This window comes from Pandoraea bronchicola (assembly GCF_902459805.1).
Classification (GTDB): domain Bacteria; phylum Pseudomonadota; class Gammaproteobacteria; order Burkholderiales; family Burkholderiaceae; genus Pandoraea; species Pandoraea bronchicola.
In genome coordinates this window covers 1-24,211 of the sequence record NZ_CABPST010000007.1, presented here as the reverse complement: position 1 = coordinate 24,211, position 24,211 = coordinate 1, and the positions used below count along the sequence as shown (strand labels likewise).

The window sequence follows — 24,211 nt, the reverse complement described above, 5'->3', positions numbered from 1 at the left end:
CGATTTCCTCGTCCTAACTTGGTTGTGCCATCGACGCTATCGTCATGCGCCTTCGCCGACGAGCGAGCCCACCACGTCGACCAATGCCTCGGGGTCGACCGGCTTGATCAGCCAGCCGCTGGCGCCCGCTTCGCGGGCCGCCGTCTTGTACGCGCCATCCACTTCCGTCGTCAGCACCAGAATGGGGGTCTGGGCAAACGTGTCGAGTTCGCGCAGCGCGCGAATGAGCGACAGGCCATCCATGCCGGGCATGTGCTGGTCGGTCAGCACCAGATCGAAGGTCGCGTTCGACGCCAGCGCCAGTGCTTCCTGCCCGTCGCGGGCAGTCGTCACGGCATAGCCGGCTTCGTCGAGCGTCGCCGCCAGGATCTGGCGCATCGACGCGGAATCGTCGACGGCGAGAATCGTGTTACGAAGGGCGTGCATGCGTCTCCTCTTGTCAGTTATCGCGCCGCGGCACCCGGCACCGCCGGTGCCGTGGGCGGTGCGGGCGGCGTAGGCACACCCGGCACGGCAGGCAATCCGCCGTTGATGGCCGCGTTCACCGCGTCGGTTCCTGCGCCGCGTGCGTTTGCGGCGTCGATTGTCGGCTGGTCGCCCTCGTGCTTGAACGACTGCTCGGCGCGGCGATTGAGCACGATGATGCTGATGCGGCGGTTGATCGGGTTGTACGCGTTGTCGCGATCGAGCGGCACGGTGGACGCCAGACCCACCACACGCAGCACTTTGTCGCCATCGAGCCCGCCCGCAATCAGTTCGCGGCGCGAGGCGTTCGCGCGATCGGCGGACAACTCCCAGTTGCTATAGCTCTTGTCGCCCTGCGCGTACGCCGTGGCATCGGTATGGCCCGACAGGCTGATGCGGTTCGGCACGTCATTGAGCGACTTGCCGATCTCTCGCAGGATGTCGCGCATGTACGGCTGCACCTGTGCGCTCGCGTTGGCGAACATCGGACGGTTCTGGTCGTCGACGATCTGGATGCGCAGACCCTCGGTCGTCACATCGATGAGCAACTGGTTGCGAAACTGTTTGAGCGTCGGGTTATTTTCGATGGCCTTCTCGATGCGCGCCTTGAGTTCGCGCAAACGCTGCGCATCGGCACGCTCGGCCAGTTCGGTCGTCGTCGCCTGACGCGACCTGACCTGATCGCCACGCGACTTCTGGCCGTCGGTGCGCGTCGTGTCGGTGCCGCCGCCGGGAATCACGCCGCTGTTGTCCGCCGCGTTACGTCCGCCCGTGAGCGCGACCTTGAGCGGCGTGCGGAAATACTCGGCGATGCCCGTCAATTCCTTGCTGGTCACGGAGCTGAGCAGCCACATCAGCAGGAAGAACGCCATCATGGCCGTCATGAAGTCGGCGTAGGCAATCTTCCATGCACCGCCATGGTGGCCGTGTGCGCCGCGTGCGCGGCGCTTGACGATGATGGGCCGCTCTTCTTTCTCGCTCATTGCTTGCGCCCGTCAACGTGCCTTGACCTGTCGCACGTGCTCTTCGAGCTCGGCGAACGACGGACGTACAGTGGAATAAAGGACCTTGCGGCCAAACTCGACCGAAAGCGCCGGTGCATAACCGTTCAGGCTCGCGAGCAGCGTGACCTTGATGCACTCGTAGAGCTTGACCGACTCGTTGATGCGGTGCTCGATGAGTTGCGCCAGCGGCGAAATGAAACCGTAGGCCAGCAAAATACCGAGGAACGTGCCCACGAGTGCCTGCGCGATCAGCGCCCCCAGCACGGCAGGCGGCTGGTCGGCCGATGCCATTGTGTGCACCACGCCCATCACGGCAGCCACGATACCGAACGCGGGCATGGCGTCGCCCGTCTTCTGCAGGCAGTGCGCCGGGACTTCGCCCTCATGACGGTACGTTTCGATTTCGTGATCCATCAGGTTCTCGATCTCGAACGCGTTCATGTTGCCGCTGACCATCAGGCGCAGATAGTCGGTGAGGAATTCCATGATGCGCGGCTCGCCGAGAATACGCGGGTACTGCGAGAACACCGGGCTCGATGCCGGGTCTTCCACATCCCCTTCGATGGCGAGCATGCCGTCCTTGCGAGCCTTCGCAAGCAGCACGTACAGGAGCGCCATCAGCTCCATGTACAGCTCTTTGGTGTATTTCGAGCCCTTGAACAGCATCGGCAGCGCTTTCATCGTCGCCTTGATCGCCTTGCTGTTGTTGCCCACCACGAACGAGCCGACGCCCGCGCCACCGATGATCAGCAGCTCGGTCGGCTGAAACAGCGCGCCCAAGTGGCCCCCGCCAATGACGAAGCCGCCAAAGACAGATGCCAGAACGATGATGTAACCAATGACGACAAGCACTGCCGGATACCTCTCGCAAAAATACGTCTACGGAAAAATGTCCTTCCTGTTCAGAGGGCTTAACGGCAGACACGCAGGGAAACTGTAGGGGGTGGAACCTCGTGAAGTGGGCTTGATCAGGCGGCCAGCGGGGAAATATCCGTGCCAGGTGCGGGCGACGCCACGGCCGGCGCCAGATCGGCGGCATGCGCGTGTTTCGCTTTCCGGGTCTTGCCGGCGCGCGACGGCGGTTGGCACAGCCCGCAAACGTACTGGCCATGCGGCTCGTGAGCATGCGTGACGAAATGGCCGCCGCATCGCGTGCAAGGCGTCATCTGCAGCATCTTGCTGTCGAAGAAGCGAACGAGCGTCCACGCCCGCGTAAACCCGAGCACCGCTTCCCAGCCATGCAGTTCCACATGCTCCAGGTAAAGGCGATAAGCCTTGACGATGGCTTCGATGCCCTGGCATCCGCCGTACTGAACCAGATGACGATAGATATTGTGAAAGAGCGACGAGTGAATGTTCGGCAGCCACGTCACGAACCAGTCGGTCGAGAACGGCAGCATGCCCTTGGGCGGCGAAGCCCCCTTGAGCTCTTTGTAGAGTTTGATGAGCCGGTCGCGACTCAGGCTCGTTTCCGCTTCCAGCAATTGGAGGCGGGCGCCGAGTTCGATCAGTTCGATGGCCAGTTGAATCTCACGGGCCTCGAGAACGACGCTTTTGGTACGCATATACAGGCTTCCTGGCAATTCACGCGAAACGCCGCCCCTCAGGACGGCGCAGCGCGTGTCGCGTGTGTCGTAAGCTCAGCCGATCTGCTCGACGGGTTGCCCCGCCAACAGAATCGATGCGTGTGACTGCTGCATACCCACGTCTTTCGCTCCATGCGTCAGCGTCGAGAGGATCACGTGGTCGTCGAATCGAAATCGGCACAGCAACTGGTTCGACCCCGCAAACTTGACGAGTTGAGCCAGTGTGAGACTGCCGAGCACGTCGGCAAGCTGGTCGCTGATCCCCAGGCGGAACATTGCCGCTGCACGATCCTCGCGGATCAGGCGCTGGGCCAGGACTAGGTAGGAGAGATTCAATTCACGAATCTCATTCAGTGTTTCGCTGTTTCGCATGCGGCCCCCCGGCGCAATGGATGAATCTTGCGGTAATACTGTCTATTCCCCCGCATTGTGGACAAGGGCGAAAGATAAAGAAATCGGAGAAAAACTACGTGGGATGGCGAGAAAAGCGGAAGTTTTTTGTAGGAATTTTTCCTACACGAGGGCGCAAACGGCCCCGACGATGCGCTGGAGAAGCGATCGATGGCTGACAGCTGACAACTTCATGAAAATGTCACGAAGCTGCGCTTTACTGCTTGACTGTATTTCGGCTGGGTTTTGCCGAACTTTAGCGATCCTTGCAAAAAATTTCAGGGGAGCCTTGCAAGGGGCGCTGGATCGTACTTTGCCAATCGTACGAATGCCGGAACAGACCAATTACAAACTGTTACAGGTGTAGTGCCGCGCACCGAATTTCAGGTTTGGAAGGAAAGCTCGGGTGCGGGTTCCCGAAACATGTCGCGCGATGGCGATTTGCCGCCTTACCTTTCCTTACCGCACGTTCGCCGTGTTGCAGATTGCTGACGCCCAGTGACGCCGGGCGTTCCTGTGTCTGCGCTTCGACGGGGCGTTCGATAGCGTCAGGCTGCCCCGGCGGCGGGCGGTGCCGCCGGTCTCGCGCGGCGAATCAACACCGTGTGGAAACACCACGACAGCGTGCCGCATAGGGCCATGACGGCCGCCATCGGCACCGCCGAGCGGGCATGCATCAGCCCGATGGCTGCACCGGCACTCGCTGCGGCGAGGAATTGCAGTGCGCCAAGCAGTGCCGATGCGGCGCCGGCTCGTTGGTGCTGCCGGTTCAAGGCTTCCGCCACGGCATTCGGCTGGGAGAAACCCAGACTCGTGACATATGCGAAGAGCGGCACCATCAATCCGATCAGGCCACCCAGTTGCAGCGCCGCCACGGCGAGCATCAATAATCCGAGAATGGCGACCAGATTGTTGGTACGGCGCAACACATCGGCCGGACGGTGTTTGCGCAGCAGGTGGGCATTGATTTGCGAACCGCCAATGATGCCGCACGCGTTCAGCCCGAATAGCCAGCCGTAATGCGCCGGGTCGACACCGTAAAGATTGATGAACACGAAGGGCGAGCCGGTGATGTAGGCAAACATGCCGGCCTGCGAGACGCCGCCCGCGAGGGCGTTGCCCATGAACTCGCGATCGCGCAAGAGCGCGCCGTAGTTGTGCCACGCCGTGGCGAGCCAGTGGCGGGCCTGCTTCGCGGCCGCACGCGTCTCCGGCAGCCAGTAGACGGACATCGCGAAGCACATCGCACCGAACGCCGTCAGGCCCCAGAAGATCCAGCGCCAGCCGACAAACGTCAGCACTTGCCCGCCAATGAGCGGCGCGAGAATCGGTGCGGCGCCCATGATGAGCGTCATGCGCGAGAGCACGCGCGCCACGGTGTTCGTGTCGAACAGATCCCGCGCCATCGCGCGCGCGATCACAAAGCAAGCGCATCCGCCCACCGCCTGAATGAAGCGGCAGATGATCAGCGTCTCGATATGGCTCGCCAGCGCGCAGCCGGCCGACGCGAGCGTGTAGAGCGCGAGCCCGGCGTACAGCGGGCGCTTGCGGCCGTAGCGGTCGGCCAGCGGGCCATGCAACAACTGGCCAAGGCCCAGGCCGATGAAGAACGATGCCAGCGAGAATTGCACGGCCGCGTCCGTCGTGTTCAGCTCGCGCGCGATGCTCGGCAGCGCAGGCAGGTACATGTCGATCGACAGCGAGCCGATGGCCGACAGAATGCCAAGAACGAAGACAGTGCGGAAAGTATGGGCAGGCATGGCGCGGAACCTAGGGTAATCCCGAATGATACGGCATTGCCTCCGGATGCGCTCAAAAAATAAGCAGATGCCCGCCACCAGGGGCGGGCCCACGCTGCGGTGTTAGGCCAGTTGTGCCGGCCGGGCCACCGTCAGGCCGTCTTCGCTTCCGACAATCCCAGCGTTTCGACCATCCGTTCACGCATGACGAATTTCTGCACCTTGCCCGTGATCGTCATCGGCATCTCGTCGACGAAACGGATGTAGCGCGGAATCTTGTAGTGCGCGATCTGATCCTTGCAGAAGTCGCGGATGTCATCTTCCGTCGCGCTCTGGCCCGGCTTGAGAATGATCCAGGCACAGACCTCCTCGCCGTACTTCGCGTCCGGCACGCCGAAGACCTGCACGGCCTGCACCTTCGGGTGACGGAACAGGAACTCCTCGATCTCGCGAGGGTAGATGTTCTCGCCGCCGCGAATGAGCATGTCTTTCACCCGGCCGACGATATTGCAGTAACCGTCTTCGTCGAGCGTGGCGAGGTCGCCGGTGTGCATCCAGCCGTCGCGGATCGCTTCGCGCGTGCGGGGTTCGTCGTCCCAATAGCCCTGCATCACCGAGTAGCCCTTCGTGCAAAGCTCACCCTTCTCACCCACCGGCACGATCTCGCCAGCCGCGTCGACGAGCTTCACTTCGAGGTGCGGCTGCACGCGCCCCACGGTTGTCACGCGCTTCTCGAGCGGATCGGTGGTCGTGGTCTGGAACGACACCGGACTCGTCTCGGTCATGCCGTAGGCGATCGTCACTTCGCTCATGTGCATTTCGTTGATCACGCGCTTCATCGTCTCGATGGGGCACGGCGAACCCGCCATGATGCCCGTGCGCAGAGAATCGAAGTGGTAGTTGCCGAACGCCGGGTGATCGAGTTGGGCAATGAACATTGTCGGCACGCCGTGCAGCGCCGTACATCTTTCCTCCGAGACCGCGGCCATGGTGGCCTTTGGATCGAACGCCTCACCCGGGAACACCATCGTCGCGCCCGTCGACACGCAGGCAAGCACCGCCAGCACCATGCCGAAGCAGTGATAGAACGGCACGGGAATACACAGGCTGTCGTGCTCCGAGAAGCGCATCGCCATGGCAATGTAGCGGCCGTTGTTGACGATGTTGTGGTGCGTGAGCGTGGCGCCCTTCGGATTGCCGGTCGTGCCGCTCGTGAACTGGATGTTGATGGGGTCGAAGCAATCGAGCCCGCCAGAGATCTCGCGCAGCTTGGCGAGATCGGCATCGGCGCCGAGCGTCACCACGTCGCTGTAATTCATCATGCCGGGCGTGGTACCCGAGCCCATGCGAATCACCGTGCGCAATGATGGCAACTTCTCCGACTTCAGTTGACCGGGGGCGCACATGTCCAGCTCGGGCGCGAGCACGTTCAGCATGTCGAGGTAGCGCGACGTCTTGAAAGACTCTGCGGCGACGAGCGCCTTGCAACCGACCTTGTTGATCGCGTATTCGAGTTCGGCGAGCCGGTACGCCGGATTGATGTTCACGAGAATCAGACCGGCGCGCGCGGTCGCGAACTGCGTCACCAGCCACTCGACGCGGTTCGGTGACCAGATGCCCACACGGTCGCCCTTCGTCAGACCCAACGAAATCAGCCCCGCGGCAAAGGTGTCCACATGCGCAATGAACTCGCGCCACGTCCAGTCCACGCCCTGCTCGCGAAACACCACGGCCTGCCGCTCCGGAAACTTCGCCGCCGTCTCGGCGAGCAAACCGAACACTGTCAACGTCGAAAGCGGTACGGTGGTATCACCCTTCACATACGACAGCCCATTACGAGGTACAACGCCCGCACCTTCCCGGCTTTCCATGCTTTTGTCTCCTGAAGCAATGCTGAAGTGGCGAAATGCTGTCGCGTGGCACTAGCGAGTGAACAGCTCCTCTGTCGAAGCATCGACCGACGGCGGGCTCTTCTTTATAACAATAGCGCGTCACGCTGGATTGACGTTTACGTTAACGTAATTTGAGTCACGCAACGAGTGGGGATCGCCCTGAGTCGGGCGTGACATGGGCATCTGCGACATTCGATGCCGGCTTCACCAGACAAAACAAAAGCCCCACGCACTTGCATGCATGGGGCTTTCTACCGCAACGCGGTGATGTCCGTCACGATGACGGACACCCATGCGCGACGGCTGGCACGACATGCTGCGCCGGCGAAAACGCCGTCGCAACCCGCCCTGCCGATTTACTTCACCTTGCGGAACTTCTGGATCGCAGCGAGTTGGGCGATGGCTTCGGCCAGTTCGGCCTGGGCTGTCGCGTACTCGATGTTCGAATCCTTGTTCGACAGCGCTTCTTCTGCACGGCGCTTGGCTTCGGCAGCCTTCGCCTCGTCCAGATCCTTGCCGCGAATCGCGGTGTCGGCGAGCACGGTGACCGTGCCCGGTTGCACTTCGAGAATGCCGCCGGCCACAAAGACGAAGTCCTCGTTACCTGCTTCGTCCTCGATACGCACTGCGCCCGGCTTGATGCGCGTGATCAGCGGCGTGTGGCCAGGCAGAATGCCCAGCTCGCCGGCTTCGCCGGGCAGCGCCACAAAGCGCGCCTGACCGGAGAAGATCTGCTCTTCCGCGCTGACGACGTCTACGTGAATGGTTGCCATAATCGCTCCCGTTGAGTGTGATGAAGCGGCAGGCGCGCCAGTCCGGACATGGCTGTCCTCGCTTCGCTACCCCGCCCCGCAACAGTCACCTGCCGGCGTGCGGTGGCGTCTCTCGCGAGACCCCGCCGTCGCCCGGCACTCAACCGTTTACTGCATCTTCTTGGCTTTTTCGAACGCTTCGTCGATCGTGCCAACCATGTAGAACGCCTGTTCCGGCAGGTGGTCACACTCACCGTCGACGATCATCTTGAAGCCGCGGATCGTTTCCTTGAGCGGCACATACTTGCCCGGCGAACCCGTGAACACTTCAGCCACGTGGAACGGCTGCGACAGGAAACGCTGGATCTTACGCGCACGGGCCACGGCGAGCTTGTCGTCCGGCGACAGTTCGTCCATACCCAGAATCGCGATAATGTCGCGCAGTTCCTTGTAACGCTGCAGCGTCGATTGCACGCGACGGGTCACCGAGTAGTGCTCTTCGCCGATCACGTTCGGGTCGATCTGACGCGAAGTCGAGTCGAGCGGATCGACGGCCGGGTAGATACCCAGCGAGGCGATGTCACGCGACAGAACGACGGTGGCGTCCAAGTGACCGAAGGTGGTTGCCGGCGACGGATCGGTCAAGTCATCGGCAGGCACGTACACGGCTTGCACCGACGTGATCGAGCCGGTCTTGGTCGACGTAATACGCTCTTGCAGCTTACCCATTTCTTCAGCCAGCGTCGGCTGATAGCCCACGGCCGACGGCATACGGCCAAGCAGTGCCGACACTTCGGTACCGGCCAGCGTGAAACGGTAGATGTTGTCCACGAAGAACAGCACGTCGCGACCTTCGTCACGGAAGTGCTCTGCCATCGTCAGACCGGTCAGCGCGACGCGCAGACGGTTGCCCGGCGGCTCGTTCATCTGGCCGTACACCAGCGCGACCTTGTCCAGAACGTTCGAGTCCTTCATTTCGTGGTAGAAGTCGTTCCCTTCACGGGTACGCTCGCCCACACCGGCAAACACCGAATAACCGCCGTGTTCCTTGGCGATGTTATTGATGAGTTCCATCATGTTCACGGTCTTGCCCACACCGGCGCCACCGAACAGACCCACCTTGCCGCCCTTGGCGAACGGGCAGATCAGATCGATAACCTTGATGCCGGTTTCGAGCAGTTCCGTCGACGGCGACAGCTCGTCGAATGCCGGAGCCTTCTGGTGAATCGAACGGGTGTGATCCTGTGCGATCGGACCGGCTTCGTCGATCGGACGGCCAAGCACGTCCATGATGCGACCCAGCGTCGGCTTGCCGACCGGCACCGTGATCGGCAGACCGGTGTTTTTCACCGTCATACCGCGGCGCAGGCCTTCGGAGGAACCCAGACAGATGGTACGAACCACGCCGTCACCCAGCTGTTGCTGGACTTCGAGCGTCAGTTCCGAACCATCCATAATGAGCGCGTCGTAGATCTTCGGCATGCTCTCGCGCGGGAACTCCACGTCGATCACGGCGCCGATGCACTGTACGATCTTGCCTTCAATCAAAGCAGTACTCATCGCTTTTCCTTTAGATACTCAAATTCATTTCGCCTTACGGCGCATCGGCCCGTGCCACCGCTTACACAGCGGCGGCGCCACCCACGATTTCGGACAGTTCCTTCGTAATCGCTGCTTGACGGCCCTTGTTGTAGACCATCTGCAATTCACCGATCACGGTCTTCGCGTTGTCCGACGCGGCCTTCATGGCCACCATACGGGCGGACTGTTCCGACGCCATGTTCTCTGCGACTGCCTGATACACGACAGCTTCGACGTAACGCACCAGCAGGGCATCGACGACCGTCTTCGCATCCGGTTCGTAGATGTAGTCCCACGAATGCTGTGCCGGCACTGCGCTCGCGTCTTCCGACTCGCCCTCGAGCTTCTCGGGCAGCGGCAGCAGTTGTTCGACCACAGCTTCCTGCTTCATCGTGTTGACGAAGCGGTTGTAGGCCAGGTACACGGCGTCGAGCTTGCCTTCGGCGTACGCGTCGAGCTGCAACTTCACCGCGCCGATCAGCTTGTCCAGATGCGGGGTGTCGCCGAGCTGCACGACATGCGAAACCACCTTCGCGCCGATACGGTTCAGGAAACCGAAGCCCTTGCCGCCGATGGCGGTCGCTTCGATCTTCAGACCTTGCGCTTCGATGGCCTTCATCTTGGTCACCACGGCACGCAGCACGTTGGTGTTCAAGCCGCCGCACAGGCCCTTGTCCGTCGTCACCACGATGATGCCGGCGGCTTTCGCGTCGGCATGCTTCACCATGAACGGGTGGTGGTATTCCGGATTCGCCTGGCCCATATGCGCGGCGATCTGGCGCACCTTGTCAGCGTACGGCCGGGCATGACGCATGCGTTCCTGCGCGCGGCGCATCTTCGACGCGGCCACCATTTCCATGGCCTTGGTGATCTTGCGCGTGTTTTGCACGCTCTTGATCTTGCCGCGAATTTCCTTCATTCCAGCCATTGCTTACTCCTTGTCTCGGCGCGACGCCCGCTGTTGCCTGAACATCGCGCCTTCCCGGGTCCGTTGAATAGTTACCGATTCAACCGGATTAGTAAGCGCCGGTCTTCTTGAAGTCCTTGATCGCAGCGTGCAGGGCGGCTTCGTCGTCCTTCGAGAGATCTTTGGTCTCTTCGATACGGCCGATGAGCGCACCGTGGCTGGTCTTCAGAACTTCGCGCAGACCCTTTTCGAACGGCAGCACCTGAGCGATGTCGAGGTCATCCAGATAGCCGTTGTTGGCGGCGAACAGCGACACGGCCAGTTCCCACACTTGCAGCGGCTGATACTGCGGCTGCTTGAGCAGTTCCGTCACGCGGCGGCCGCGCTCGAGCTGCTTGCGGGTGGCTTCGTCCAGGTCCGAGGCGAACTGCGCGAACGCAGCCAGCTCACGATACTGTGCGAGGTCGGTACGGATACCGCCCGACAGCTTCTTGATGACCTTGGTCTGCGCTGCACCGCCAACGCGCGACACCGAGATACCGGCGTTGATTGCCGGACGGATGCCTGCGTTGAACAGATCGGTTTCCAGGAAGATCTGGCCGTCGGTAATCGAGATCACGTTCGTCGGAACGAACGCCGTCACGTCACCGGCTTGCGTTTCGATGATCGGCAGTGCGGTCAACGAACCGCTCTGGCCCTTCACGGCGCCGTTGGTGAACTTCTCGACGTACTCTTCCGAGACGCGAGCGGCACGCTCGAGCAGACGCGAGTGCAGATAGAACACGTCACCCGGGTAAGCTTCACGGCCCGGCGGGCGGCGCAGCAGCAGCGAGATCTGACGGTAGGCCCAGGCCTGCTTGGTCAAATCGTCATAAATGATCAGCGCGTCTTCGCCGCGGTCGCGGAAGAATTCGCCCATCGTGCAGCCGGCGTACGGTGCGATGAACTGCATGGCCGCCGAATCCGAAGCCGTTGCCGCCACGATGATCGTGTATTCCATCGCGCCGTGCTCTTCGAGCTTGCGCACCACGTTCATGATCGACGAGGCCTTCTGACCAATCGCGACGTAGACGCAGGTCACGCCCTTGCCCTTCTGCGAGATGATCGTGTCGATGGCCACAGCGGTCTTACCCGTCTGACGGTCACCAATGATCAGCTCACGCTGGCCACGGCCGATCGGCACCATGGCGTCGATAGCCTTCGTGCCGGTTTGCAGCGGCTGCGACACCGACTTACGCCAAATCACGCCCGGGGCGATCTTTTCGATGGCGTCGGTTTGCTTGGCGTTGATCGGGCCCTTGCCGTCGATCGGCACGCCCAGCGCGTCAACGACGCGGCCTTTCAGTTCCGGACCGACCGGCACTTCCAGAATGCGGCCCGTGCACTTGACGGTGTCGCCTTCCGAGATGTGCTCGTACTCGCCCAGAATCACGGCGCCGACGGAGTCGCGCTCGAGGTTCAATGCCAGACCGAACGTATTGCCCGGGAATTCCAGCATTTCGCCCTGCATCACGTCCGACAGGCCATGGATACGGCAGATACCGTCGGTCACCGAAATCACGGTGCCTTCGTTACGGACTTCGGCGCCGCTCTCGAGACCTTGAATCCGGCTCTTGATCAGTTCGCTGATTTCAGAGGGATTGAGTTGCATATGTGCTCCTGATATTCAATTCTTGCCGTCGCAGGCGTATCGCGCCGGGCTCAGGCCGTCAGCGACGTTCGCATAGCCGCCAGGCGGGCGCGCACCGAAGTGTCCAGCACCTCGTCGCCAACCACCACACGCACGCCACCGATGAGCGACGGATCTACCGTCACGCTCGGGTTGAGCTTGCAGCCGAACTTGTGCTCGAGGCCCTTGACCAGCGAGGTCAGTTGCTCACCTTCGAGCGGGAAGGCGCTTTCGATCGTGGCATCCGCCGAACCGGCGGCCGTGTTCTTCAACACTTCGAACTGTTCGGCGATTTCCGGCATCGCGGCCAGACGGCCGTTTTCGACCACAGCGGCGACGAAGTTGCGCACTTCGGCGTCGGTCGATTTCACGGCTGCGGTCAGCACGTCGACGACTTGCGCCGGCGTGACTTTCGGATCGTCGGCCAGGTTGGCCACTTCGGGCAGCGCTGCCACTTGCGCCAGTTCGCGCACCAGCTCCGACCAGCGATTCAGGTCGCCGGACTTGGCCACGCGGAACAACGCCTCGGCATACGGACGAGCGATGGTTGCGAGTTCGGCCATGATCAGAGCTCTGCCTTGAGTTGGTTCAGCAGGTCGGCGTGGGCCTTGGCGTCAACTTCACGCTTCAGAATCTGCTCGGCGCCCTTGACTGCCAGACCGGCAACTTCTTCGCGCAGCGATTCACGGACCTTGACGGCCTGGTTCTCGGCTTCGGCTTTGGCGTTGGCGATGATACGGGCGGCTTCGGCTTGCGCCTGGGCCTTGATCTCGTCGGCCACGGCCAGTGCGCGCTTCTCGGCGTCGGCAATACGCTTCGCGCCTTCGTCGCGGGCTTCCGCGAGGGCTTGCGTGGAGCGCTTGTTGGCGGCATCGAGTTCAGCCTTGCCCTTATCGGCAGCAGCCAGACCGTCAGCGATTTTCTTCGCGCGTTCGTCGATAGCCTTGATCAGCGGCGGCCACACGAACTTCATCGTGAACCATGCCAGGATCAGAAACACGACGGTTTGCGCGAACAGAGTTGCGTTTATGTTCACGGTGTTTCCTTTCGGTGATGCGAGTCGATTGGCAAAACAGCGCGCCCCATTGTGCCTGCTGGCTTGGGCGCGCCGTTCATGTCCAGTTGGCCGCGCGGATCAGTGCGCGACCGGCCGAAAGAAACTTAAGCGAGCTTCGACAGCAGCGGGTTCGCGAACGCGAACAGCATGGCAACGCCCACGCCGATCAGGAATGCAGCGTCGATCAGGCCGGCCAGCAGGAACATCTTCGTTTGCAGCGGGTTCATCAGCTCGGGCTGACGGGCGCACGCTTCGATGTACTTACCGCCCATCAGCGCGATACCCAGACAGGCGCCGATAGCACCCAGACCGATGATGATGCCGATACCGATGGCGGTCAGACCCTGGATGTTGGCGATGAAAGCTTGCATGATTACTCCTTTTGGTTAGAGACTTGAAACTTTAAATTTGAAAAACTGAAAAACCGGGAAACCCTTGACTACTCGCAGCGACCGATCAGTGATGGTCGTGCGCCTGGCCGATATACACCAGCGTGAGCATCATCATGATGAACGCCTGGAGCAACACGATCAGGATGTGGAAAATCGCCCATGCGGTGCCGGCAATGACGTGGCCGACAAAACCCAGCACCGACGCATCTGCGCCAAAGCTCCAGATACCGCCCAGCAGAGCGATCAGCAGGAACACCAGTTCGCCGGCGTACATATTGCCGAACAGTCGCATACCGAGCGACACGGTCTTGGCACAGAATTCGATGAGGTTGAGCAGCAGGTTCGGAATCCACAGCAGGAAGTGGTTACCGAACGGTGCGGTGAACAGTTCGTGCATGAAGCCGCCTGCGCCCTTGATCTTGAAGCTGTAGTACAGCATCAGGATGAGCACGCCAACGGCGATACCGAGCGTGCCGTTCAGATCAGCGGTCGGCACAATGCGGTGGTGCGTGATGATCGAACCCAGACCAACCCACTCGATCACCTTCGACGGCAGATCGACCGGCAGCAAGTCCAGCGAGTTCATGAGCGCGACCCAGACAAACACGGTCAACGCGAGGGGAGCGATAAAGGCACGGTTGCCGTGCACGATGCTCTTCGATTGGTCTTCCACCATCTCGACGAGCATTTCCACGGCAGCCTGGAAACGGCCCGGAACGCCCGAGGTGGCTTTACGTGCAGCCATCCACAGCACGAAGCAGCCGAGAACGCCCATCGCGATCGACCAGAACATCGTGTCCCAGTTGATGATCGAGAAATCGACGATCTTGGTCTGCGTCGAACTCGCGAGGTTTTGCAGGTGGTGCGAAATATACTCCGACGGGTTCGGAGCGTGGCCGGCTTCTACTGACATAGCGATCAAACACCCAATTATGAAAATCCGCACACGGTAGCGTGTCGACGCGTGAGCGGCATTCTCGCCGCTACTTCAGTACCATCGCCAGCCAATAGGCTTTCAGCGTCAGCACGAAGGTGACGAGGAACGCTACCCAGTGAATTCCGGGATAGCCGAACGCTACCGCCACCAACAACGCAATCGTCGTCACTACCTTGACCGCTTCCCCCATCACCAGCGAACCGACGGAGAGGCGATCACCTGACATCCTTAACCGCAGCGCAAACAATGCGCCCGGTATCCAACCGATCATTCCACCCAGCCATGCGGACACCGCCGCATCTCGTGGCGATGTCGAGAGCAACCACCAGGCCAGTGTCGCCACCAGCGACAGAAGTACCTGGGCTCCCACCACCCTGAATGGAGTCACACGGGATGCGCGCCCCACATCGGGACCGAACAGGCGCTCGGCCTGCGCACGCGTGAGCGGAACGATGGTTTCTTGCTCCTGCTCGTCGTCCCAAACCTCTGATGTTGCACGTGCCGGCGCTTGCGGTTTCGGTTCCAAGTTCGACCGTTTTTCTTCGGTCATCTCGTTGCCTCCCCGCCCGACTCGTGCAAAACGAATGGGCTCTTCAAGCAGATAAATCCGCGAGATTTTACGGGACATTACGAACCCCAGTCAATCGAAACGCGCAACAAATTCGCCGAAATTGTGCAGTGCATGCTTCGATTTGGCGCCAACTCTCAAGGAGCGCGATTTTGCTCATGGTGCAGCGCGGCATTCCCGGCGAACGCTGCGTAATCGCTGCACCTCGACGGGGTTCGGTGCGTGATCATACCCATTTCAGGGCAATAAACCCAAGGAAAAGTGCTACCACGTAAAACGGGACGGAAACCCAGTGGAAGTGCCACCAGATCTTTGTCGATTTCGCCATGCGCAATGCGATCAGGTTGGCTAACGAACCGATCGCCAGGCCGAAGCCGCCGACGGCCGCGCCATGGGCGAGCGCCGGCCAGTTGTGGCTGTACTCCGCGAGCAGAATCGCAGCGGGCACATTGCTGATGAATTGCGACAGCACTGCCGCCCCCGCATAGGCCATCCCTGCCCCTGAGAAATCCACATGGCCCAGGGTGGCGCGCACGTCCGGCAGACCGGCCACGCCCCGCAGCACGATGAACATCAGCACGAAAATCGCCAGCAGCAGCCAGTCGATGCCGAACACCGTGTTACGACGTGCCACCAGCAGCACCGCTGCAACGCCCGCGCAGGCCCACGCGGCATACCCATGGTCCGCGAGTACGACGAAGGCGACGAACAGCACCAGGGCGATGCACAGCAACGTCCAGCGCACGTCGTGCGACGGGCCGCGTCGCTGAAAATGCAGCACACGCGAATCGAACGCGGCTGCACACATCACGAGCAGCACGGCCATCAGGGCGAGCGTGATCGGCGTCATCATGACGACGAAAGCGCCGAAGCTCATGCCGCTTTGTTGCCAGAGAAAGAGGTTTTGCGGATTGCCGAGAGGGGTGAGGCTCGAGCCGGCATTGACCGCGAGCGCGAGGAAGATGATCAGTCGCTCGATCCTCACGGGGGCGATCCGGGCAAGCGACTGCGCGAGCGGCACGACGGCAAAGAGCGCAACGTCGTTGGTGAGTAGCGTAGACAGCGCGGCGGCGAACGTCACCATCAACAACGCAAGACGCCGCTCCGTGCGAAACGCTCGCAGCAACCGCTGAGCCAGCCAATCGAGAAACCCGCTCTGATCGATCGCACGCGTGAGCATCAACAACCCTGCGAGTGTGAGGATCGTGTGTTGATCGATACGCGCGAACAGCACGCCAAGGCTCGCCGGGCTAACGACCTGCAGAATCACGAACGCGGCGAGCAGAATCAGCAGCACGCGATCGCTTCGCACACGCGCGAAAATCGCACGCAAGACAGGCGAGGCTCGCGTGGTCGCGCAACCCCGCGACGACACCGGCGCAGGGGAGCCGCTCGGCGTCTGTGACGCGGCCGGCTTCGTCTGTCCTACCGGCTCACCGGCGGGTTCGTTCACGGATGGTCGCTCAGTAGGCCGAACTTACTCGGCGCGAATGCGCGCGAGAATGCCGTCGAGCGCATCGAGGCTGCCGAAGTCGATCGTGAGTTGTCCGGCGCCTTTACGGCCGACCTTGATCTTGACGTTCGATGCGAGCAGATCCGATAGCTCTTCTTCGAGACGTGTCACATCGCGACCGCCCTCTTCCGCCGAGCGGCGACGAATGCCGTCACCCTGCGGTTTCAGCGATGCGTTGACGATCCGCTCTGTATCGCGCACCGATAGACGCTTGTTCACCACTTGATTGGCGAGCGTGATCTGCGTCGCGGCGTCGACGGCGAGCAGCGCACGGGCGTGCCCCATGTCGAGATCGCCCGCGAGCAGCATTGTCTGCACCGGTTGCGCGAGATTGAGCAGACGCAGCAGGTTCGACACCGCGCTACGCGAGCGGCCGAGCGACTCCGCAGCCTGTTCGTGCGTGTAATTGAATTCGCCGAGCAGACGTTGAATGCCCTGCGCTTCTTCGAGCGGATTCAGGTCTTCGCGCTGAATGTTCTCGATGAGCGCCATCGCCGCGGCAGCTTCATCGGGCACGTCTCGCACGAGCACCGGCACTTCGGCCAGCCCGGCGATGCGCGCGGCGCGGAAGCGTCGCTCGCCCGCAATAATTTCGTACTTCTCACCATCGACACGACGCACCAGAATCGGCTGCATCAGGCCCTGCGCGCGAATACTCGCCGCGAGTTCCTGCAATGCGCCTTCATCCATGCGCGTGCGCGGTTGATACTTACCGGCCTGAAGGCGCTCGAGAGACATGACCGACGGCGCACCGTCGGCACCCGCCTCGGTCGCGCCATTGTGGTTATCGGCATGCGCGCCGAGCAGCGCTTCGAGGCCGCGGCCCAGGCCCTTTTTTTTCAGTGCGTTGGTCTTGGTCGCCATGACAATGCGTTCCTGCGCGATTGCGCCTTACATAGTTTGAATGCGCGCGATCATTTCCGCGCCGAACTGCAGATACGCCTTCGCACCGCGCGACGCGGGATCGAAAACGACGCCCGGCATGCCGTAGCTCGGCGCTTCGGCGAGTCGCACATTGCGCGGAATGATCGCGTTGAAAACCTTGTCCCCGAAGTGCTCCTTGAGCTGCTCCGAGACTTGTTGCTGCAGCGTGATACGCGGATCGAACATCACACGCAGCAGCCCGATCACCTTCAGGTCGCGATTCAGATTCGCGTGTACCTGCTTGATCGTGTTGACGAGATCCGACAGCCCTTCCAGCGCGAAATATTCGCACTGCATCGGGATAATCACGCCGTGTGCCGCGCACAGCCCGTTGAGCGTGAGCAGCGAGAGGGTCGGCGGGCAATCGATGAGGACGAAATCGTAAGCGTCGTCGACTTTGGCGAGCGCCTGCTTCAGTCGCGTGTCGCGATTCTCGAGCGAAACAAGTTCCACGTCAGCCCCCGCCAATTCACGGTTGGCGGGCAGCACATCGTAACTGCCGGATTCCGATCGCTGGCAGCTCGTCGTGACATCGGCACCATCGACCAGCACTTCGTACACGCTCGACTCGAGTGCGGCCTTGTCGATGCCGCTGCCCATCGTCGCATTACCCTGAGGATCGAGGTCGACCAACAAGACCCGCTGCCCGTGCGACGCCAATCCGGCAGCGAGGTTCACCGTGGTGGTCGTCTTGCCGACGCCGCCCTTCTGATTGGCCACGCAGAAAATTTTCGCCATGCCGATGTAGTCCTCCGAATGCTGCCGTGTTGATGCGATTGATGCAGATGATGCCGGGATAGCACCGGAAATGCGAACTCGTCGTACTGCCAGCCACTGCCAGCATGCCGCCCGCAAACCGATACTTCCCGCAAATTCGATTTTCTGAGCAAAGCTCAGTTATTGCGCTTGCCGGCCGGCGTCAGAGGCGCCGGCGCGTTGTGCTCAAGGGGCGCTCGCCTTTTGGGGCGTCAGCACCAGTTTGTCGGTGTCGTAGCCCTGCTTGCGCAACTGGGCACGCATTTGATTCAGTGCATTTTCGTCGAGTGTCGGCGTGCGCGAGAGAATCCAGAGATACTCGCGACTCGGCTCTCCGACAGCGGCAAACTGGTAGTCGCCGTCGAGCACGATAACCCAGTAGTTCGCCCAAAGCCAGGGAATCCAGCGCAACCAGTCAGGTGCGAAGGTGACTTTGAAGCGTGCCGTACCGGTGCCCTGCCCGTCGGTGCGCGCCTGACCGGTGTCACTGGCCCAGGTGCCGTCATCCTTGCGACACTTGTTCGTGACTTCGATCCGGCCGTCCTCTCGCGCCACGTATTCCGCGGTCACATCCGACACACATTTTCTCTCGAAGAAATTCGGATAGCGTGCTATTTCGTACCAGGTGCCAACGTAGCGCGCCTTATCGATCTTCTGCACCGGACGCACACGCGTCGTCAGAGATTCCTGGCCGGACTGCGCCCAGGCAACGGCGGCGACCACCGACAGGCCTACCATGGCCGTCCCGATCCAACGGGTCAGTTTGTTCATGCCGTCACCTTTACGCGAAGCAAATGACGCTCGGCGTCAAGAAACGGTACGTTCAGCGGCAAGCGTTCGACCAGCTCACAGCCGGCCGGCAACGCCAGTTCGCTCTCGGCCGCCACACCCTTCATGGCCCAGAAACTACCGCCGGGTGCGAGCAAATCTCGAGCGAGCGTGACGAAATCAGACAGTTCGGCGAAGGCACGCGAGACGATAGCGTCGAATGGTGCCGGGACTTCCTTGCCGACGACGAGCGACTCGACCCGGCCGGTCACGACCGTCAGGTTGGTCAGCTTGAACGTTGCGCGCGCCTGGGTGAGGAACGCGGTCTTCTTGTGGACGATGTCGTTTACCGTCACCTGCCAGTCGGGACGCACCATCGCGAGCACGACACCGGGCAGCCCGCCACCTGAGCCCACATCAAGCACACGTGAAATTGGCTCACGATCCAGGCGCGGCAGAATCGAGAGGGAATCGAGCAGGTGCTTGATGACCATCTGCCGCGGATCTCGGATCGAGGTCATCTGGAGCGAGGCATTCCATTTCGCCAACAATGCCTGAAAATCGAGCAGACGCGCCTGTTGCTCGTCGCTAATGGACAAGCCCAGTTGCCGTATGCCATCGGCTAACAGCATAGCCAGGTCATTGCCGCCGCTGGCGGCAGCCTTTCGCGGATCAGTCATGAAGTCTCCGCGTCAGGCGGCGTGCTGACCGCCGTCATCGGCGGTGGCGGCGTCGGCAGTCGTGTCCTCCGACGCGCGGCGGCGTCCGAGTCCTTTCTTGAGATGGATCATCAGCAACGAGATTGCCGCAGGCGTCACGCCGGAGATGCGTGATGCCTGCCCCAGCGTCTCGGGCCGCTGCGCATTGAGCTTCTGGCGCACTTCGATCGACAGGCCCCGGACCTCGTTGTAGTCGATGGTGGCGGGCAGCACGGTGTTCTCGTTGGCTTCCTTGCGCACGATCTCATCCGCCTGACGGTCGATATAGCCCTGATACTTCACCGCGATCTCGATCTGTTCGCGAATCTGGTTGGCTTGCAGCGGATCGTCGGCCAATGGCCCTTCGGGCGCGAGACGACCGCCCTGCACTGCCATCAGCGCGTCATACCCGACTTCCGGGCGACGCAGCAGATCGGCCAGCGAATACTCGTGATCGATAGCCTTACCGAGCAATGGCACGGCATCTTCTGCCGGGAAGGTCTTCGGATTCACCCACGTCGATTTGAGACGTTCTGTTTCACGTGAAACAGCGTCACGTTTGCGGCAGAACGCTTCCCAACGAACGTCGTCGACCACCCCGAGTTCGCGGCCGACTTCCGTCAGACGCATGTCGGCATTGTCCTCCCGCAGCGACAAGCGATACTCTGCACGGCTGGTGAACATGCGGTACGGCTCCGACACGCCACGCGTAATCAAGTCGTCAACCAGCACACCGAGGTAGGCTTGGTCGCGTCGCGGGCACCAGGCATCGCGCCCCTGCACTTGCAGTGCGGCATTGATACCGGCGAGCAGCCCTTGCGCGGCAGCTTCTTCGTAGCCGGTCGTGCCATTGATCTGGCCGGCGAAGAAGAGGCCCGAAATCACACGCGTTTCGAGCGAGCTGCGCAGTCCGCGCGGGTCGAAGTAGTCGTATTCGATGGCATAGCCCGGGCGCAGAATGTAGGCGTTCTCCATGCCTTTCATCGAGCGGACAAGTTCAAGCTGCACATCGAAAGGCAGGCTGGTCGAGATGCCGTTCGGATAGAACTCGTTGGTCGTCAGCCCTTCGGGCTCGAGATAGATCTGGTGCGACGTCTTATCGGCAAAACGATGAATCTTGTCCTCGATCGACGGGCAATAGCGCGGGCCGACCCCTTCAATGACGCCCGTGTACATCGGCGACCGGTCGAGTCCGGCCCGGATGATATCGTGGGTCCGCTCGTTGGTATGCGTCACCCAGCACGGCACTTGGCGCGGATGTTGTTCCGGGCGGCCGAGAAACGAGAACACGGGCACCGGATCGAGATCGCCGGGCTGCTCCTCAAGGACGGAGAAGTCGACGGAGCGACCATCGATACGCGGTGGTGTACCTGTCTTCAACCGCCCTTGCGGCAACTTCAACTCTTTGAGGCGCGCCGACAGGCTGACCGCAGCCGGGTCTCCGGCGCGACCGCCCACGTAGTTATTCAAGCCCACGTGGATCTTGCCGTCGAGGAAAGTCCCGGCGGTCAGCACGACGGCACGAGCACGGAAGCGCAGTCCCACTTGGGTCACGGCGCCAACGACGCGCTCACCGTCGACGATGAGGTCTTCAACGGCTTGTTGGAAAAGCCAGAGATTAGGTTGATTCTCCAGACGCTGACGAATGGCCTGCTTGTAGAGAATCCGGTCAGCTTGGGCGCGGGTGGCACGCACGGCCGGCCCTTTGGACGAATTCAGAATACGAAACTGAATGCCGCCCTCATCCGTTGCAGCAGCCATGGCGCCGCCCAGCGCATCGACCTCTTTGACGAGATGGCCTTTGCCGATCCCGCCAATGGAGGGATTGCAGCTCATCTGACCGAGCGTCTCGATGTTGTGGGTGAGCAGAAGTGTTTTACAGCCCATGCGGGCCGAGGCGAGCGCAGCCTCGGTGCCGGCATGGCCGCCACCCACCACGATCACGTCGAACTCGGTTGGATAAAGCATCGCAATTTTGCCGCGCGCGGCAAACTCTCTATATTCGGTAATTGCGGAATTATAGCGGTATTGCGGTGCATCATTTGTAACTGCCCGAGTGTTTCACGTGGAACGTGAGTGGAAAACGACGGATTTGGGGACGGTTTCACGTGAAACATCGCGAGCACCGAGCGGGCGTTCGGCCTTTGGCAGCGTCGGTCGATGGTGCCGAATGCACACATATTAGACGGATGTCCTCGGCGCCCCTTCCCGGGAAGGCGGGAGCCGTCGATGCCACGACGGCACGCGACGGCACGCGACGGTAAAGTCGCTCCATCGAGGGACCGGCAGTCTCTCCATGATCCGTTCGCTCAGGCAGCGCCAAAAAGGGCGTCGGGCACCGTGTTTCACGTGGAACGCCCGGGATTGGATCGACCCTGTTTTGAGCCAATGATGGCCGGATCGTCGGCGCCGGATAGCCAGAACCCCGAGTGCCCGGATGCCCGAATCCCGCGCTCACCCCCCGAACGTCAACGAACACGGCACTCTGGCCTCGCGCCCTTTGTAAGTCGCGCCATCAGGTCACGGACAATCGCCGTCGGACTATTTGTCCAGGCCCAATCAAAAACGCGCTCGACGGGGGATGTTTCACGTGAAACGTTGAAGAAGGATGAGGGATGGCTTTGACTCAACAGCAACGGGCCACTGACACCCGTCTCGAAAACCTCCCGGCATCCACAGACACCCTGCCCCGCTCACGCTTCGGGGCGGCGAAAATCACCTACACCCTAACTGCGCTTCTATCGAAAGCCGCTCCGCCACCACCTCGCCAATCTCCCGCCGGGCGGCTGTTCGGTGCAACGAGGAGCGAGCACGATGCTCAGGTTTCACGTGAAACACTGGCGAGGAACGAGAGATGCTCGTGAAGCAAAGCCAGCGGAACGACGTTGCCCGGCGCTCACCACGTGGCACGCTCGCTCCGGGCCGCAAAGCTCACCAGCACCGGTAACTGCGCTCGGTTGGGAACGCGTTACGTCTGTATATCGCCAATCTGCACCGAGCTATCGTCCGGCCATCAACGGAAACTGCGACGAGCGTGTTTCACGTGAAACATCGGTGAAGGATGATGCTTGCGTCGACCGGCCGCGGCTGCGCTTTGGCACCCAGCAGCAACGCTCCGGCATCCCTACGCCTCCCCCGCTCTCGCACACGCTTTCGTCAGTGCACAATGCCGGGATCTCGACCGCGCACCAATTGCAAGTCGCTCCATGATGCAAGCCGACAATCGCCTCGGAGCCATTCGAGCACGAGCACCGAGAGATGCCCATGGGTGTGTTTCACGTGAAACCTCCTGGCCGTCTGGCTAGGTTTTGATCAATGACGCCAAACCGATCATGCCCGGCCATACCCATGAATATCGCCCTCTTCCTCTAAGGTGGAGAGAATCCAATGACTTATCGAGCCCTCTTCCGTCGAGAGTCGCTCCGTAGGTGCGCCATCGACTTCCCGAACCAATGCCTGGAGCGCAAATGCTGCGGACCCCCGCAGTATGTTTCACGTGAAACGTTGCCGAGGGAAGCGCTCCCCCTTTTAGCCCGACGCCACCGAACCGGCGATGTCCAACCGCCCGCGGGTATCGCCCCCGCGCGTCACGCCTCCGGACACCGAGGATCGTCGATGGATTGGCTGTGCCCGATCCAGCAGGTCGCCCCACCAGGACATCGATCGTCTCCATAGAAGATTGCGCGAGCATTGCCATCGGCCCACCGACATGTGCGTTTCACGTGAAACATGGGGGGAGTGATACGCCAATATCTTGAGGAGTGATTTCAGCGAAACGGCACATGCGCACTTCATCAATTGGCGCTCCCTCCTCTCCTTCGACGAAATCAAAACTAGCGCCAGCTCGTGCCTGCTCGGAGACGCCTTCACCCCGCACTCGGACTCGTCCACCACGTCGCCCCCCCACCCGCTTCACAAGCAGCCCCTCGGGGTTCAAATGATTGCCTCACCATCGGAAATGAATCGCCGTTGCTGGAGTTGCTGGCGAGCAAAGAGCATCTGTGGACAGACACTCGGACAAGACACGGGCGTTTGAAGAATGGGCGCTGACGCGGCGCCCGGACAGACAAAGGTACGCCACCGAAATCGCGGGAAGTGGCGTCTCAACACCACCTCACTCATCAATGTTCCACGTGAAACCCATGAAAGAGAAACAGAGAGAAAAATCCAAAAGCCTGCAAACCAAACACGTAGAAGCCGTCTTATCCACACACTCGTTCAGCAGGGACCAAACTGCTTTCGGGAATTTGCTTTTCTGTGGATAACCTCAGGTCGTTTTTCCGCGAGATTTTTCAGAAAATCGCGAAACCCCTTATTGCGGCAGTGCGCCATAGATTTCGGATATCCACAAATATCCACAAGCAACTGTGAATAAGTGACTTGGCCCATGCTGGGGATAACACACCGCCTGCCAACAAAGAAAATGGGGACGGATAACCTCTGACGAGCCAATTCACGTCCCCCGCAAAAGAAAAAGCCCGCCAAACTGGCGGGCCTTTCCTTCGCAACGGGCTGACAAGCAACGTGTGTCAGGCAGCCTTCTTCGCCAACCCCAGATACGTCTCGATAACCTTGGGATTGGTCGCCAGCTCCTGCGCGGGGCCTTCCAGCGC

General features: G+C 61.2%; 22 protein-coding genes and 1 pseudogene. All 23 read right to left on the bottom strand.

Going from position 1 to position 24,211, the window contains the following annotated elements; translation table 11 throughout:
• Positions 1-42: 42 nt before the first annotated feature.
• Entirely contained in the window at positions 43-426 is a 384-nt protein-coding gene (locus tag PBR20603_RS14290; protein WP_150560186.1) for a response regulator, read from the bottom strand.
• A 17-nt stretch (positions 427-443) separates the two neighbouring features.
• The gene (gene motB / locus PBR20603_RS14285) at positions 444-1,448 is read right to left on the bottom strand and encodes a flagellar motor protein MotB (RefSeq protein ID WP_150560185.1); all 1,005 of its coding nucleotides are present in this window, start codon (positions 1,446-1,448) and stop codon (positions 444-446) included.
• A gap of 12 nt (positions 1,449-1,460) precedes the next feature.
• On the bottom strand, positions 1,461-2,321 hold the full coding sequence (motA, locus tag PBR20603_RS14280; RefSeq protein WP_023598342.1) for a flagellar motor stator protein MotA: 861 nt from the start codon (positions 2,319-2,321) through the stop codon (positions 1,461-1,463).
• A 116-nt stretch (positions 2,322-2,437) separates the two neighbouring features.
• Positions 2,438-3,034 (bottom strand): flagellar transcriptional regulator FlhC, encoded by a 597-nt coding sequence (gene flhC / locus PBR20603_RS14275; protein WP_150560184.1) that lies wholly within the window; start codon positions 3,032-3,034, stop codon positions 2,438-2,440.
• Between the two features lie 75 nt (positions 3,035-3,109).
• Positions 3,110-3,427 carry a flagellar transcriptional regulator FlhD gene (gene flhD, locus PBR20603_RS14270; RefSeq protein ID WP_010807753.1) on the bottom strand — a complete coding sequence of 106 codons (318 nt, stop codon included), beginning with the start codon at positions 3,425-3,427 and terminating at the stop codon, positions 3,110-3,112.
• 566 nt (positions 3,428-3,993) lie between these two features.
• Positions 3,994-5,205 (bottom strand): Bcr/CflA family multidrug efflux MFS transporter, encoded by a 1,212-nt coding sequence (locus PBR20603_RS14265; protein WP_150560183.1) that lies wholly within the window; start codon positions 5,203-5,205, stop codon positions 3,994-3,996.
• A 131-nt stretch (positions 5,206-5,336) separates the two neighbouring features.
• Positions 5,337-7,055: an AMP-binding protein gene (locus PBR20603_RS14260; RefSeq protein ID WP_150560182.1), complete on the bottom strand. Its 1,719-nt coding sequence runs from the start codon at positions 7,053-7,055 to the stop codon at positions 5,337-5,339.
• 377 nt (positions 7,056-7,432) lie between these two features.
• On the bottom strand, positions 7,433-7,849 hold the full coding sequence (locus PBR20603_RS14255; protein ID WP_150560181.1) for a F0F1 ATP synthase subunit epsilon: 417 nt from the start codon (positions 7,847-7,849) through the stop codon (positions 7,433-7,435).
• A 147-nt stretch (positions 7,850-7,996) separates the two neighbouring features.
• Positions 7,997-9,388 carry a F0F1 ATP synthase subunit beta gene (gene atpD, locus PBR20603_RS14250; RefSeq protein WP_150560180.1) on the bottom strand — a complete coding sequence of 464 codons (1,392 nt, stop codon included), beginning with the start codon at positions 9,386-9,388 and terminating at the stop codon, positions 7,997-7,999.
• A 61-nt stretch (positions 9,389-9,449) separates the two neighbouring features.
• Positions 9,450-10,337, bottom strand: coding sequence for a F0F1 ATP synthase subunit gamma (atpG, locus tag PBR20603_RS14245; RefSeq protein ID WP_150560179.1), 888 nt, complete (start codon positions 10,335-10,337; stop codon positions 9,450-9,452).
• A gap of 88 nt (positions 10,338-10,425) precedes the next feature.
• Positions 10,426-11,967, bottom strand: a complete 1,542-nt coding sequence (gene atpA, locus PBR20603_RS14240; protein WP_150560178.1) for a F0F1 ATP synthase subunit alpha — start codon at positions 11,965-11,967, stop codon at positions 10,426-10,428.
• Positions 11,968-12,017: 50 nt separating this feature from the next.
• Positions 12,018-12,548, bottom strand: coding sequence for a F0F1 ATP synthase subunit delta (locus PBR20603_RS14235; protein WP_150560177.1), 531 nt, complete (start codon positions 12,546-12,548; stop codon positions 12,018-12,020).
• Positions 12,549-12,550: 2 nt separating this feature from the next.
• Positions 12,551-13,021 carry a F0F1 ATP synthase subunit B gene (locus PBR20603_RS14230; protein WP_042113619.1) on the bottom strand — a complete coding sequence of 157 codons (471 nt, stop codon included), beginning with the start codon at positions 13,019-13,021 and terminating at the stop codon, positions 12,551-12,553.
• A 125-nt stretch (positions 13,022-13,146) separates the two neighbouring features.
• The gene (atpE, locus tag PBR20603_RS14225) at positions 13,147-13,413 is read right to left on the bottom strand and encodes a F0F1 ATP synthase subunit C (protein ID WP_010807762.1); all 267 of its coding nucleotides are present in this window, start codon (positions 13,411-13,413) and stop codon (positions 13,147-13,149) included.
• An 85-nt stretch (positions 13,414-13,498) separates the two neighbouring features.
• The gene (gene atpB / locus PBR20603_RS14220) at positions 13,499-14,347 is read right to left on the bottom strand and encodes a F0F1 ATP synthase subunit A (RefSeq protein WP_150560176.1); all 849 of its coding nucleotides are present in this window, start codon (positions 14,345-14,347) and stop codon (positions 13,499-13,501) included.
• A 70-nt stretch (positions 14,348-14,417) separates the two neighbouring features.
• The gene (locus PBR20603_RS14215) at positions 14,418-14,921 is read right to left on the bottom strand and encodes an ATP synthase subunit I (protein ID WP_150560344.1); all 504 of its coding nucleotides are present in this window, start codon (positions 14,919-14,921) and stop codon (positions 14,418-14,420) included.
• Positions 14,922-15,165: 244 nt separating this feature from the next.
• Entirely contained in the window at positions 15,166-16,272 is a 1,107-nt protein-coding gene (locus PBR20603_RS14210; protein WP_150560343.1) for an SLC13 family permease, read from the bottom strand.
• 144 nt (positions 16,273-16,416) lie between these two features.
• Positions 16,417-17,316: a ParB/RepB/Spo0J family partition protein gene (locus tag PBR20603_RS14205; RefSeq protein WP_150560175.1), complete on the bottom strand. Its 900-nt coding sequence runs from the start codon at positions 17,314-17,316 to the stop codon at positions 16,417-16,419.
• Between the two features lie 27 nt (positions 17,317-17,343).
• Positions 17,344-18,114: a ParA family protein gene (locus tag PBR20603_RS14200; RefSeq protein WP_010807767.1), complete on the bottom strand. Its 771-nt coding sequence runs from the start codon at positions 18,112-18,114 to the stop codon at positions 17,344-17,346.
• A gap of 204 nt (positions 18,115-18,318) precedes the next feature.
• The gene (locus PBR20603_RS14195; protein ID WP_150560174.1) at positions 18,319-18,903 is read right to left on the bottom strand and encodes a lipocalin family protein; all 585 of its coding nucleotides are present in this window, start codon (positions 18,901-18,903) and stop codon (positions 18,319-18,321) included.
• A complete protein-coding gene (rsmG, locus tag PBR20603_RS14190) occupies positions 18,900-19,580 on the bottom strand; it encodes a 16S rRNA (guanine(527)-N(7))-methyltransferase RsmG (RefSeq protein ID WP_150560173.1) in 681 nt (226 codons plus the stop codon). The genes PBR20603_RS14195 and rsmG overlap by 4 nt, the downstream gene beginning before the upstream one ends.
• Before the next feature lie 12 nt (positions 19,581-19,592).
• On the bottom strand, positions 19,593-21,566 hold the full coding sequence (gene mnmG / locus PBR20603_RS14185; RefSeq protein WP_150560172.1) for a tRNA uridine-5-carboxymethylaminomethyl(34) synthesis enzyme MnmG: 1,974 nt from the start codon (positions 21,564-21,566) through the stop codon (positions 19,593-19,595).
• Between the two features lie 2,561 nt (positions 21,567-24,127).
• A pseudogene (locus PBR20603_RS14180) lies at positions 24,128-24,211 on the bottom strand (ABC transporter ATP-binding protein); the annotation flags it as partial.